The 13,499-nt window shown below is 42.5% G+C and carries 13 protein-coding genes and 2 pseudogenes; 1 reads left to right on the top strand and 14 read right to left on the bottom strand.

The window, feature by feature from the left end; translation table 11 throughout:
- Positions 1-7: 7 nt before the first annotated feature.
- From V7K30_RS04685 to V7K30_RS04715, 7 genes and pseudogenes are all read right to left on the bottom strand, one after another.
- Positions 8-241, bottom strand: a complete 234-nt coding sequence (locus V7K30_RS04685) for a type II toxin-antitoxin system RelE/ParE family toxin (RefSeq protein ID WP_334997589.1) — start codon at positions 239-241, stop codon at positions 8-10.
- Positions 242-348: 107 nt separating this feature from the next.
- Positions 349-603 (bottom strand): hypothetical protein, encoded by a 255-nt coding sequence (locus V7K30_RS04690; RefSeq protein ID WP_334997591.1) that lies wholly within the window; start codon positions 601-603, stop codon positions 349-351.
- Positions 604-1,023: 420 nt separating this feature from the next.
- Positions 1,024-1,257, bottom strand: coding sequence for a hypothetical protein (locus tag V7K30_RS04695; RefSeq protein ID WP_334997592.1), 234 nt, complete (start codon positions 1,255-1,257; stop codon positions 1,024-1,026).
- Positions 1,258-1,319: 62 nt separating this feature from the next.
- Positions 1,320-1,739, bottom strand: a pseudogene (gene arsC / locus V7K30_RS04700) (arsenate reductase, glutathione/glutaredoxin type).
- A 34-nt stretch (positions 1,740-1,773) separates the two neighbouring features.
- A complete protein-coding gene (gene arsB / locus V7K30_RS04705; protein WP_334997594.1) occupies positions 1,774-2,835 on the bottom strand; it encodes an ACR3 family arsenite efflux transporter in 1,062 nt (353 codons plus the stop codon).
- An 83-nt stretch (positions 2,836-2,918) separates the two neighbouring features.
- Positions 2,919-3,269: pseudogene (locus V7K30_RS04710) on the bottom strand (substrate-binding domain-containing protein); the annotation flags it as partial.
- A 491-nt stretch (positions 3,270-3,760) separates the two neighbouring features.
- A complete protein-coding gene (locus V7K30_RS04715; RefSeq protein WP_334997596.1) occupies positions 3,761-4,084 on the bottom strand; it encodes an ArsR/SmtB family transcription factor in 324 nt (107 codons plus the stop codon).
- 94 nt (positions 4,085-4,178) lie between these two features.
- Between V7K30_RS04715 and V7K30_RS04720 the strand changes: the two genes are divergently transcribed.
- Positions 4,179-4,988, top strand: coding sequence for a metallophosphoesterase family protein (locus tag V7K30_RS04720; RefSeq protein ID WP_334997598.1), 810 nt, complete (start codon positions 4,179-4,181; stop codon positions 4,986-4,988).
- Between the two features lie 508 nt (positions 4,989-5,496).
- Here V7K30_RS04720 and V7K30_RS04725 read toward each other — a convergent pair.
- The 7 genes from V7K30_RS04725 to V7K30_RS04755 form a co-directional block, all read right to left on the bottom strand.
- Positions 5,497-5,709 carry a hypothetical protein gene (locus tag V7K30_RS04725; protein WP_334997599.1) on the bottom strand — a complete coding sequence of 71 codons (213 nt, stop codon included), beginning with the start codon at positions 5,707-5,709 and terminating at the stop codon, positions 5,497-5,499.
- Between the two features lie 184 nt (positions 5,710-5,893).
- On the bottom strand, positions 5,894-7,099 hold the full coding sequence (locus tag V7K30_RS04730) for an aspartate aminotransferase (protein ID WP_334997601.1): 1,206 nt from the start codon (positions 7,097-7,099) through the stop codon (positions 5,894-5,896).
- The gene (locus V7K30_RS04735; protein WP_334998142.1) at positions 7,096-8,286 is read right to left on the bottom strand and encodes an iron-containing alcohol dehydrogenase family protein; all 1,191 of its coding nucleotides are present in this window, start codon (positions 8,284-8,286) and stop codon (positions 7,096-7,098) included. The genes V7K30_RS04730 and V7K30_RS04735 overlap by 4 nt, the downstream gene beginning before the upstream one ends.
- A gap of 681 nt (positions 8,287-8,967) precedes the next feature.
- The gene (locus V7K30_RS04740) at positions 8,968-9,489 is read right to left on the bottom strand and encodes a Ycf51 family protein (protein ID WP_334997603.1); all 522 of its coding nucleotides are present in this window, start codon (positions 9,487-9,489) and stop codon (positions 8,968-8,970) included.
- Positions 9,490-10,266: 777 nt separating this feature from the next.
- Positions 10,267-10,656: a hypothetical protein gene (locus V7K30_RS04745; protein WP_334997605.1), complete on the bottom strand. Its 390-nt coding sequence runs from the start codon at positions 10,654-10,656 to the stop codon at positions 10,267-10,269.
- Positions 10,657-11,220: 564 nt separating this feature from the next.
- On the bottom strand, positions 11,221-12,564 hold the full coding sequence (locus V7K30_RS04750; RefSeq protein ID WP_334997607.1) for an O-antigen ligase family protein: 1,344 nt from the start codon (positions 12,562-12,564) through the stop codon (positions 11,221-11,223).
- The gene (locus V7K30_RS04755) at positions 12,546-13,388 is read right to left on the bottom strand and encodes a hypothetical protein (RefSeq protein ID WP_334997609.1); all 843 of its coding nucleotides are present in this window, start codon (positions 13,386-13,388) and stop codon (positions 12,546-12,548) included. The genes V7K30_RS04750 and V7K30_RS04755 overlap by 19 nt, the downstream gene beginning before the upstream one ends.
- Between the last annotated feature and the right edge of the window lie 111 nt (positions 13,389-13,499).

Here is a 13,499-nt window from a genome sequence, read left to right on the forward strand (position 1 = left end):
CGTAGTTTTAGACTTCATCAGATTCCTGATTTTCACCTAATGTTTGTTGCGCGGCGTGCCGAATGTGCAGAATGCGAACTGTGGACACTTCACTATTCTCAACAATAGTGAAAAGAATGCGGTATGAATTACGACTTTGACCATACAGAAGTTGGCGCATCTCTTTGCTGAAATACTCATTTTCCCTTGCTAGAGGACAACGTTTAGGCATTTCTGACAAAGACTCGATTGCTAAAAGCAATCCTTCATACCATTATTTTGCTCTCTCTGGAGATATCAATTGCGACAGTCGAAGGAATGCACTATCTGCTTCTGCCTCCGCCACACTGGAAATTTCAACGCGATAAGTCATGAATCGACTGATAAATCGTACTTGCGGCGTTGGTCTTTAGCAAACTCCTCAAGCGAACGAGAACGTCCTGCCTCAAAATCATCCAAACCACGCTGGATACCTGCGACAGCTTCTTCCAAGTCTTGCAACTCCCAGTCTAGAATGCGAGTTAGCAGTTCAGCCGCAACAATACTCACATCTTGCCCTTGTTGTGCAGCTTTTTTGCAAAGTTGTGCTTCTAGTTCTGGACTAAGAGAAATGACGATAGACATAGACTCGGTTTTCCTGTTAGCAAGCCTCTGCGCGTCATTCTAGCAAACCCTAAGAAATTAAGCATAAGCTTGGTTGAAGTAAGCGGCAGTAGTGGTCTGTCCCATTAATTTTGCAAGGTTTGTTCTGAAACTGTTATCGTAAATAAAAGGGTTTAAGACCCCAACCATAAAGGTAGCTTGGAGTCGGAGATACTCCGCCTCCGCTCAGTTTCAGTCGGGGTTTAAATCCCCCGGAGTTGCTCCTCTTCTCCCAAAGGGAGACGCTAAAAGCGATGGGGATACCCCAAGACCGCACTCCTCTTCTCTGCGATCCGCTACGCGAACGTCTGAAATTGTCTAAAATGTTTGAATGCGTGAATTTTGAATTTTGAATTGTTAACCTGTCTTGGTGAAAACCTAATTTCTGGAGATGTCTATTGGTTATTCCAAACCAGAGGATGTGAGGCTTGCTATCTCTGCACGTTTGACTTGAACTTGGGAAACATATTTTTCGTGAAAATTTGGTTTGGGTTTGTTGAGCCAAGGACGGCATATCCATAACAAGACAACGAGTAGAATATAGAAAATTAGTCCTGTCGAGCCGATGATGAATACTCCTGGTAGCCTATCTTTTATCGTTTCAGACTTTAAGTTCTTCCACCAATCTTCATCCATTCCCTTATCCCAGTATCTAACAGTAAGCTAGTCCTAAAAATGTTGCTCCATTAAGTTTAGCCTCATTTAACGGATGTAACTTGGAGTAGGCGAGTCACCCGTTCCCTGATTTCATCGCGCACACGAGCAAAAATTTCCGGTTGCTCTGCCGGATCATCTAATTGCCAGTCTTCAAACACTTCCCGCACAACCCACTCAGGTGGCAAATTCACGCCACAGCCACACAGAGAAATCACTACATCAAAGTCTTCTGGTTTAAAATCACTGAGGGGTTTGGAGTGTTGATCGGTAATATCGATGCCAACTTATTTCATGGCAGCGTAGGCGTAGCCCGCCGCAGGCATCGCTTCTGATCTGACAAGACTTGCTTCTAACCCAGAACTAATCACTTCAATCTTTCCTTTACCAAGAGTTTTGGCAAAACCTTCCGCCATTTGGGAACGAGCAGAATTCTTTTTGCAGACAAACATCACACGTTTCATGGTTCAACTTCTCCGAATAATTTGACTAAATTTATCAGCTTCTCGATTCAGATGGCAAAAAATAACGTTTTTCAAACCAGAAAGCAACATTAACAAGACCAATCAACACAGGCACTTCCACCAGGGGCCCGACAACGGCAGCAAAAGCAACACCCGAATTAATGCCAAACACGGCAATTGCCACTGCGATCGCTAGTTCAAAATTATTTCCGGCTGATGTAAACGCTACACTTGCAGCTCTAGAATAGTCTGTCTTAATCCGCCAAGCCATGTAAAAGCTGACCAGAAACATGATCACGAAGTAGAGGATCATTGGAATTGCAATTTTCACCACATCTAAGGGAATTTGAACAATTAAATTGCCTTTTAAGCTGAACATAACCACGATTGTAAATAACAGAGCAATCAGCGTGATCGGGCTGATTTTAGGCACAAATTCCTCGTGATACCACTGCTTACTTTTCACCTTTACTAAGAAGAAACGAGTCAAAAATCCAGCTAAAAAGGGAATACCAAGATAGATAAACACACTTTCAGAAATATCGGCAATGCTGACATTAACAACACTGCCTTGTAACCCAAACAGTGGCGGCAGTACAGTGATGAAAAACCACGCATAAGGACTATAAAAGATGACTTGAAATATACTATTGAAGGCAACCAATCCAGCCGTATACTCTGTATTGCCTCGTGCCAAGTCACTCCACACAACTACCATTGCAATACACCGGGCTAATCCAATCAGAATCAATCCCGTCATGTATTCTGGATAACCGTGTAAGAAGATAGTCGCCAGAGCAAACATCAAAATTGGCCCAATGATCCAATTCTGAAGTAGTGACACACCAAGAATTTTTCCGTTGCGAAATACATCCCCTAATTCTTCGTATCGCACCTTAGCTAAGGGTGGGTACATCATCAGAATTAAGCCGATTGCGATCGGTATATTGGTTGTTCCTACTTGGAACTGGTTGATAAACGCTTCTACTCTAGGAAAGAAATAGCCCAGTCCAACACCGATAGCCATTGCTAAAAAAATCCACAGAGTCAAAAAGCGGTCAATAAAGGAGAGGCGTTTTGAAGTCTTTTTGTTCATTACAGAGTTCATACATCTCACATTATTTAAAGTTTCATAATGAACAAGTTGGTTGGTTTGGATGATTGTCCATGCCTAAAACGGGCATCAAAAGCAATGGGAAACTCCATATACGCCACACCATTTGTCTTGCAAGCTTCCATTTCCGCATTCAAAATCGGCCGGGAAGCATTGCTAATATCTGTTTCTCCAGTACAGAAGTTTTCAAACCCGCCAGTAGTACCAGATATGTTAACTGCAACCTGTGCCTTATTCTTGAGGTCGCCTTGAAACTCTTTAGCGATCGCCTGCGTAATCGGATAGACTGTGCTTGAACCATCAATCTTAATGGTTGTCGCCTTGGCCAAATCATTGACTTGTGTCACCTTTGGCGACTGCTGAGTTTGAATAGATGAATTCGATGTGGCCGTGCAACTAGTCGCAAAAGCCAACATTCCAAGTGCGATCGTATTGCGTTCATTGACCTCACCCTTATTGGTAATTTTGAATGTATATGTATGTCATTTCAAAAAAACTTGATGTGTCAATAGAAAGCATAGCACCATATATAAAAATTCATCAAAAAAACTTGATGGATGGCGATTTTGCTTTGTGGGCAATAGTTTTTAGGGGCGCACAGATGTCATAGGTGTCAACTTAAGCGCAAACCCCTTTAAAACCTCGTTTCCAGCCTCTGGCTGGAAATGCTCTTCAATTGCGGCTCTGCCGCAAGTCTTGAGGCGGCAGCCCCCCATAGGCATTCCCAGTCTCCGACTGGGAACGAGACACGAGACATCTCTAAAAGCTTGTTCTAAGAAGGCTTTTACCTTAAGTTCACACCAATGCACAGATGTGCGCTCTACTGTATTCCACTAAGTTAAAAACATCTATATTTATCCGTCAACCAGTTAGACGGTTGCCTAAAGATTGATAAATAAACTTATCCCTAATCGCAGCAGGAACGGGCAGATAAAATGACGCGATTGTGGCTAAAATCTGCCAGATATGCCTCTAAAACGCTAAATTGGGGCAAATTCAAACTATAATAAATCCAGCGTCCTTCCTGACGGGAGTGAACTAAGCCAGCTTCCTTGAGGGTTTTCAGGTGAAAAGATAGTTTCGACTGACTTACCCCCAAGGCTTCGCACAAATCACATACACATAATTCTCGCTGTCGTAACAATTCCAGCACACTAATCCTGAGTGGATCAGAAAGGGCGTGAAAGCCAGCAGCAATTAAATGAGGAATAGTAGGTGAGGAGGTGAGCATCAATTACAGTTTGATAAGGGTATGCTAACTCTATTGTGAACTAGAAACTATAGCTTAGGTGCGATGCGCTTGAACAGGACTATTTTTTACTAAGATGCCCATTATATCAATCTCTAATTTACCCATTCATCAAATACAGTATCTGACAGCAGCTTCTGGTGGTATTGGTGTTGTTGAGAAATGTTTACCAGTTTTATTAGCAGAAGTTGATTATTTACCTAATAATTTAGAGGCAATTACTATTACAAGTGATTTACAAGGAATTGACCCTAAAAATCAACAACTTCTCGGTCATCTTGTCATAGAAGAATTAGAAAAATTGGCAGAGATCGGAAAAATTCCCTCCCTAAAAAATACAGGCATTATATTAGCAGGTGATTTCTATGCAGAAGTCAATAGGCGTAGTGGAGTAGTGGGCGATATCCGAGAAATTTGGCAAGCTTTTAATCAACGATTTTGTTGGGTAGCTGGTGTTGCTGGAAATCACGATAGTTTGGGAAATACACAAGAAGAAATTCAGATTTTTAAACAAAATCGGAGTATTTACTATCTTGATGGTGAGATCAGAAGAAATGGTGAGCTTAATCTTGCCGGAATTTCTGGTATTATTGGTAAAAAGAGCAAACCTTTCAGACGCTCTGAGAAAGAATTTATTAAAGCAATTAGGGAACTTATAAAGCAGTCACCAGATATTTTAATTCTACATGAAGGGCCGGATTACCCACAATTTAATTTGGTTGGTAAAGAATCTATCCGCAAGGAGTTAGAAAAAATCAATCTAACTAATAATTTATTAGTTATCTGTGGTCATTCTTATTGGAAAATTCCGATGATCACTTTAAAAAATGATATCCAAGTCATTAAAACAGATAGTCGTGTTATCGTACTTCAAGCGAAGACATAATATCAAGACCCTATAAGATTGGGCGATCGCACTGAATTTTCAGGAGGCATACGGGTTCATTAATATGGCAAAAATATGACTTATTTAGGATTACAGAAAAATTCTGAATGACTGGAAATAAAATAGATTTTTATTTCCAGTCATTCACTACTGAGATTGGCTTTCAGCTTTCATTCACTGGGGATATTGCCTCACCGAATTTTAGATTTTAAATTTTGGATAATGGAAAAGAAGATTCAAAATCCAAAATTTAAAAAGGTTTGAGAGCAAGCGAATTTAAACGCGAGAATAAATCTAAAATCCAAAATTAAATGATTTGCCCGTGACCCTTCCCTTACGGGTTCGGTAGTTTCTAATGGGGGAAACCCCCAAGACCGAACTACCTCACTTAATTGCTGGGGTCAATCTAAAATCTAAAATCCAAAATCCAAAATTGCTTGACGCTGGGGAGGGGTCAACCTTGAATCATTGTGATTCCACCAAACCCAAATATGAGTATCAAGAATGATCACAAATCATTCACTTCCAAATTCTGATTTATTTCCCAATCATCAGGAGAAATAACGGGTTCATTAGGATCTGCCAAATAAGTATAGGGTTGCATTTTTACAAGAGGATTAATGGCAAATTTGCCTTTATTCTCGGAAGAATAGCTAATTTGCCTAAACTTTTCTTGAATACTTTGCTTCAAAATAGAAGAAGCTAGTTCTTCAACAGACATTTATTTTAAAGCAGCAGCTTTAATTAGAGATTATTGAGTTTCTTGACTGATGTAAATATTAGTACCAATCATTTTTAACTCTATCTACTTTTTTACATGATATCAAACATCATCAGCAAAAATTTGAGTCATGTAATGTTGGGTTTCCTGACTCTATTCAACTAACGAGATCGGCGATCGCTTCTCATGTAGAAAGTGCGGTTTCAGGTTGATAGCGGATGCCAGCTTGCTTGAAGCGATGTAAAGCTTCACCTAAGCGATCGCAGTCTGCAATCAAACTAATCCGTACATACCCTTCACCGGCTACCCCAAAGGCATTACCTGGGGTAAGAACAACACCAGTTTGTTGCAACACGTTCAGGGCAAAATCTGTGGAACCAACGCCAACGGGACACTTCATCCAAAGATACATCGTCGCCTTGGTTTTGGGGATATCCCAACCCAACTCTCCTAATCCTTGAATGAGGAAATCGCGGCGGGTACGGTAGCGTTGTTGTACCTCGTGCAAATACACATCTGGCAGTTGCAAAGCTGTTTCGGCTGCTGTTTGCAAGGCGGCAAAAATACCGTAATCTAAGTTAGTTTTCAGCGTCCGTAAACCTTGAATTACATGGCGATTCCCCACGACAAACCCAACGCGCCAACCAGCCATATTATAGGTTTTAGATAAGGTGTGAAATTCCACACCAATATCTTTCGCACCAGGAATTTCTAGCAAGCTAGTCGGTTGATAACCATCAAAAGCTAACTCGGCATAACACAAATCATGCACCAGCAAAATTTCATATTTGCGGGCGAAGGCGACGATTTCTTCAAAAAATTCGCGGGGGGCGGTGGCAGCGGTGGGATTGCTGGGATAGTTGAAATAGAGAATTTTAGCTTGTTTTGCAACCTCGTCTGGAATCGCAGCTAAATCGATTAACCAGTCATTTTCTGGTTTAAGAATCAAACTGTGGATTTTGCCGCCAGCGATCGCTGGGCCCCGAAAATGGGCGGGATAAGCTGGGGAAGGAACCAGAACTAAATCGCCAGGGTTAACGTAGGCGAGCGCTAGATGGGTTAATCCTTCTTTCGAACCCAGTAGCGGTAAGGTTTCGCTATCGGGATCGAGAACCACACCATAACGGCGATGATACCAGTTGGTGATGGCACGGCGGAAACTAGCAGTTCCCTCAAAAGGAGGATAACCGTGATTAGCGGGATCTTTTAAAGCGGCGATCGCAGCTTCTACCACTGGTGCTGGCGTTGCCCCATCGGGGTTTCCCATACCCAAATCAATCAAATCTAACCCTTGTTCCCGTGCTTTTGCTTTCAGTTCATCTAAACGGGCAAATACATAAGGTGGCAGTTTTTGTATGCGTTCTGCTGGGACAATCCAATTTAAACTCATAAAACCTCGTCACTGATTCCCTTGGGCGAAACTCGATTTATAGTATCTCTACTATCTATAGGTGCAGTGGTAGAAACCATTGCCGCCATCAACTGTTCTGGCGCGACTTTGAACGGTAGTCGATGGATGTCAGAATTAGGAACTAGGGCAATTTCAACAGCTGTTTGCAACTCGCCTAATGTGATATTGCCCAATCCCAAATCGCTCAATTTTTGGGGTAGTTCAATTTCTGCGTAGAACTTTAACAACTGTTGTCGTGCCGATGCTGCTAGTTGATTACCTTGTAGCATTTCTTCTAAACGCAGTTGTACCAAAATTCCAAAAGCAACCTTTTCGCCATGAATACTGCCATGTCCCGAAATATGAGTTAAACCATTATGCACGGCATGGGCAGCAACTGTGCGACACTGCGCCCCTCCTAGTCCCCCAACTACCCCGGCGAGTAACACAGTAGCGTCTACCACTTCTCGCCAAACTTCACTACCTGGTTCTTTCAGGGCGGCGGCTGACTTTTGCAACAAGATATCTCGCAAAACTCGTGCTTGTTGCACTGCGGCAATGATTAAAGTATCTTGCAAATGTCCACTGCTAACTGAGGCTTCATACCACTTAGCGATCGCATCACCAATTCCAGCTACTAAAGTCCGTTGTGGTGCAGTTTTAATCAACTCATAATCAAGTATCAGTAAATCGGGACAACGAGACAGCCCCACATCGTAGAGAAACGCCCCGTCTTCCGAATAAACATTCGACAAGGCACTCCAAGCTGCACACGTAGCCCCTGAAGTAGGAATTGTTACCACTGGCAACTGTAACTGCTGCGCGACTAATTTAGCTGTATCTAGGGCTTTGCCGCCACCGACACCGATAATCACATCAGCTTTATGTTCTTTTGCCGTTTTCTGTAAAGATTTCAGGCTAGCTTCGCAGCAATCTACACCATAGGTAGCTTGGGCAGTATGTAACTGTTGCGTTTCTAAAACTGGTTGCAAATTTTTTCGGCTGATGGCGAGAGTAGACTTACCTGCCACAATTAAGGGACGACTTCCCAAACAGGCGATCTCTGTTGCAGCTGTTTCCAACACCCCAGAACCACGGATTACTTTTGCTGGGGCAACTGTGAGCGTAAATAACGAACTAGAGGTTTGAGTAGACAAAGAAGGTTGAGTAGAAAAATTATTGGGCATATAGTCTAGTTTGCCAAAATCTTTGATATTTCTTAATCTAATAGACTTGCAGTCAGGAATACTTGTTGCCACGCTGGTTTCAGGATGGCTACAAACAAAGCATCTGGCTCAACTAGGTTTTAACCGATCTAATGAAAAAGACAAAGCTCATCGCCGACTGGTTAAGCAATTTAACGACGTTGCTTGAATCTGTGATGTCCATTAGCCTGAAATTCCGAACTATCAAAGTTTTGAATAACCGTATAATAAATTAACATTACCACTCTCAGATTCTCAGGAAAAGTAATTGAGAACTGAATAATGTGTCGATGGTCATTCCAGCTATGGATAGGTGCATAGGAGCAGCGTACATCTATCTGTACGCCCCCACAGCCGATTGATTTGGTGCAAAGACTTGTGAAAATGGCAACAGTGGTAATTAGGATAACAACTGACAAATCACAACTCTCAGTACCCATTACCTGCACGCTGATTGACCTTTTCTGACAGTGGAAGCACTAAAGTGTGAATATCTTAATCTAAAAATAACTATTAATGTATCAGTAAATACAAAATAAATTTTGTCATCCTGATAACAGGTAAATTATTTTTGTTCTCTAGGAGGATGAGGGGAAAGAGGATCAGGGCTGAAGAAAAAATTGTCCAATAATTTCCCCCTGCTCCCCTGCCCTTCTGCTCCTCTTAAGCAGTAGGTTTTGACAATTGGGCGAATTTGTCTGTGTAAATTTTGACTGTGACAGGGGAATTTTGATGAGAAACGAGCGATCGCTTGACCTCACCCAAGTAAACTGGTACAGAAATCCCTGGTTCCGGGTGGACAATGGTACGGGCGCGAACTGTTAATTTGTCGTCTTCCCGTGTACCTGAGCGACCATAAGAAAACAGATTACTAGCTGCTTGACGTAAAGTTGCTTCTAATTGTGTGGGTGTAATTTGGGGTGATGTGGCAATCACCGCTTGTGTTGACCCATTGTCATAAACTAGAGTGTACCGGGCTGCTCCTGGAATCACAGTCCGACTCAAGGGGACTATCGAGAGTGCAAATAAACCACCCGTCAGCACCAGCATAAAGCCAGTTGTACCCACCAGCCGAAAGCGGATGCCCCATTTGAAAATAAAAGCCAAAACTGTTAAGGCAGCAAATACCAAGGTAGCTATGCCTGACCATTGGGTGTACTGAAGAAAGTTAGCTGTTGTGAGCATAAAGTTGGTTATGGAGGCGTCTTTTTTTCGTTACCGACACACCCATTTTACAGAGAGCTTACACCATAAGGGTTATCGTAGTCATCGCTTGATGCAAGTGGATTGAAAAAAGTTAGGACTTACGCAGAAGAGATCCCCCAACCCCCTTAAAAAGTTGGCTCTTTCAGATCCCCCCCTTTTTAAGGCTACGGTGTACACACAAGTCCTAAAAACCTAGCTTGATGAGGCTTAACTCGTTCCCAGGCTCCGCCTCGGAACCCATTCATTGAGGCTCCGACTCAATTTTGACTGGAGGCAGCAGCCCCTAATCAGCCATTTTTAGCTTTGCATGGGAACGAGAAATGGTTAATCGAGCTTTTTTCGACTTGTGTGTACACCGTAGCCTTTTTAAAGGGAGTCAGCGCGGTCTTCTTCCTACAGCCCTTCGGGCATCCTACGGCGGGCGCTAGCCTCTCCCTTTGGAAGAAGGGGAGACGCTAAAAGCGATAGCGCAGCGTTAGCGAGTCCGCGTTCGCGCAGCGTCTCGTAGAGAGCGTCTGGGGTCTCCCCAAGTGGAGCGACTGGCGTGGGTTAGGGGGGATCGAGGTTTGAGGTTGTCAGTGCGTAAGTCCTAAAAGTGAGAAATATTTTTGAATAAGAATTCAGAATTCAGCAATCTTTTAGTGGGGGATTCAGACTTGCCACTCTCTTACAAAGTTAAGATACTACCGCTTCTCTACGAGACGCTTTGCGAACATTATCGAGCGTCATTATTAATTACGAATTATTTTGATAGTGTTAGTATTGGCGACAAGTAAGAGATTGATTTGCCTCATCTGAAGTTGAAACATATATCCTATATTCTGCCGGACATGTTTCAACTGAATTACCTGTTCTAATTTGGGTGTCATTCGCAAGCTGACAACTTTGGAACTGTCCTTTTTCGCCGAAAGATATATATTTTCTTCTTTGGCAGGGAAAATTAGATGTCCCTGAACGATAACTGGAAACTTGCACGGTAATATTTTGAGCAAGTATACAAGTTAATAGCGAACCATTGGGATAATAAATCATATCGCCTGCTTCACACTCAATTGCAGCTTGAGCAGGTAGAGGAAAAGCAAAATTTATTGTAAATAACCCTAATGAATAAGTTAAAAATGCAAAGCTTTGCAAAGATAATTTCATGAATAAATTCCAGTTTTTTATTAATCTAAATATGTTTTTAATTGTGTTTAACTGAGGAAAATAATAAATATACAAAAGGGCATCTACAAGAGATGCCCGTCATGCAGGAAAACCCTTTAGGGTTGTTCCTACACCTTCCCAACAATCAGCAACAGTAACTAATTAGGTATTAGTCACACTCACAGACGTGAATATAGTCATCTTATAAACTTAAAACTCTAAATGTCCCCAGTGCATACACTGAAAACCAACTAATGGCTATTCTCGACAGCCTAACTGACTAATTTGACGTGAATTAGACGGCTAATATAGTGTCCGCCTCAATACGGTTCGGTTAACGTTTGAATATTTTGAAGATCCCTCCAGCGCCTCTTAAAAAGGCTTGCTTATAACCCTCATTTGCCCCCTTTTTAAGGGGGTCGCCGTAGGCGGGGGATCTTAACCGAACCGTATTGGTGTCCGCCTAATTAGCTGAATCAAAAGACCTCTAAGAGGTTTTACTACCCAAAACGTCCCTTTTCCTGGCTTGAACTAAAGTTCAAGCCAGGGAGAGCTTCGTCAAACTCACTTTAATTTGGATGAAATATCAAGCCTATTTTGTTGGTTATAACGATGCACTACTCCACAAATGGCAGCCAGAATCAACCATGAAAGCGCATTCAAACGAATATCGAAGAGGGTTACATCTACTGTATTTAATAAAATCCACCCAACAAAGGCCAGAAGATAACTGAAAAATATCAATCTGTCTTCTGTATTTATATATATTGACTTTCGCAGTAATTGCACGCCTGTAATCAAAATCCAAGCGAGTAAGCCACAAAATAAAAAAGTACTGGGAAAACCAGTTTCAGCAGATAACATCAAAAAAAAGTTATGGGGATGACCCAAGGGAATCTGCATCTGCGCTTTGTAGAGTCTACTAAAACTGCGTAACCCCCAGCCAGTCCAAGGATGTTCCTGAGCTAAAGACCAGGCAAACTCCCACTGAGTTTTTCGCATTAAAGCGACTGGTCTATCTGGATACATATCGTCATTTAACCTTGCCCAAAAGAAGGCAGGAACGTACTGACGAAAAAATTGAGCGACTGGCGAGGGAGCAAAAGCTGCCAAAAGCACACTAGAGACGATCGCAGCGACGCTACCTACAAGAATGCGCCAACCTTGGTAGAGTGCATAAGCTAAACAGGCAAAAATAGCGATCGCCCACCCATTGCGCGAACTGGTGAAAATCAAAGCAATGAAATTTGTAATTATCGCCACGGTTAGGAAGAGAAAGGGGACTGAATTCTTGCCAATACTCAATCCTCGATACCTAATCCCCAATCGCCATTGTTCGAGCCACAACCCTAAGCCCAAGATGAAAACTATCACTAGATAAGCAGCGAAGGTGTTAGCGTGCAAGAAGAGTGAGGCTATGCGACCTGGTGGATTTCCTCCTGGTCTGATCGTCCAAGCTAAGACAATCCACAAAATCTCGAACTTCAAACTCCAGCCTAAAAATAACTGTCCCAAGCCGATAGTTACCACTGGCATGGAACCGATCACCAAAATCCAAGCCATTTGCCGCAATTGGGCAAATGTTTGAATCAGAGTGCTATGAGCAGCTAAAACTAAAAAGAATGGTAATAAATTAAATAAGCCGACGAAAGCTGTTGTCTTGTCTTGGGCAAACCCAGCACTTATGATCAGCAACACACTCAAAAGGGCAAATCCCCAGTTGAGGGGGCGACGACTAATTTTGCGGTATTGTTTAACCCAAGTTATTAATGATACAACACCTATAGTCACAGCCCCCAATAAAGGACTCAATGGGAAGATTAACATTGCCCATAGAGAGTAGTTCCAAGAAGATTGCCAATGAGACTTGAAATAGTAAAAAAGCTTGTTCAAGCTGGCTCCCAACATTCCTCACGAGTAAGGCGAATTTGAGCTAGGGCAAAGATGGTAGGGATGATCCGACCATAGTTAGTGGCGATCGCTCTCCACCCTAAGTCCGCAAAAAACCAAGTCCACATTATCGGCCCAATCACTGCAAACATACTGCGGGTTGCCCCATAACGGGCTGCACTCACAGTCATACCCCGTCGAGCCATTTGCATAGCTACATAGCTTTGGAATTGCGTTGTAGCTGCTTCTGAACCTGTAATCGCCGCTTGTTTGGCTACTTCATAGGTGGCAAAGTGGATGGCAAATTGACGGGCAATTTGCTTAAGTACAAATGGCTGGAGAAGAGAAGTAACAGCGATCGCACTACCGCCTTTGAAAAGTAACCCCAAAGGGTCACGTTGCAATAATAGTGGTAGCGGTTGTTTTAGTTCTGATTTGATCAGGTGACGCTGCACTCGGAGAGTCAATTTTTGTTTTTCCTGTTCAGGCAATTTTTTCCACACCTGTCCTAGCAGATGCAAAAATACTTCTGCTTCTAAATCAATGGTTGTCAGCTGATTAGAATAGGGAATTTTTAGATACTTACATACTTGAACTAAGGCTTGTCGGTAAGTTACCTGCCCTGTGCGTCCCCGCAATACCGTCATCCCATCTGCCGCTAAAAAACGAAAGCGACCTTCTAGTGAGTCTAACCAAGCTTTGCGGTCTTGGCTTTGTACTTCGATGGGTTCGGGTGTGCGTACATAGTCTAGGGGATTGAACTTACGACTAAATAGAATTGCCGTTAAATCTTGCAATTCTTCTTCGGTCGCTAACTCTAGCGCCGCCCTCATCTCATCCAATTTCCCTTCCTCCCTTCCGTGCAGCTTTGTGTACCTTATTCTACTATTAGCTTTCAGCAGTTATTAGTAGTAATTTTGTCCTTTGATAATAACCAATAACTAATGACCAAG

The organism is Nostoc sp. (assembly GCF_036917655.1).
GTDB lineage: Bacteria > Cyanobacteriota > Cyanobacteriia > Cyanobacteriales > Nostocaceae > Nostoc.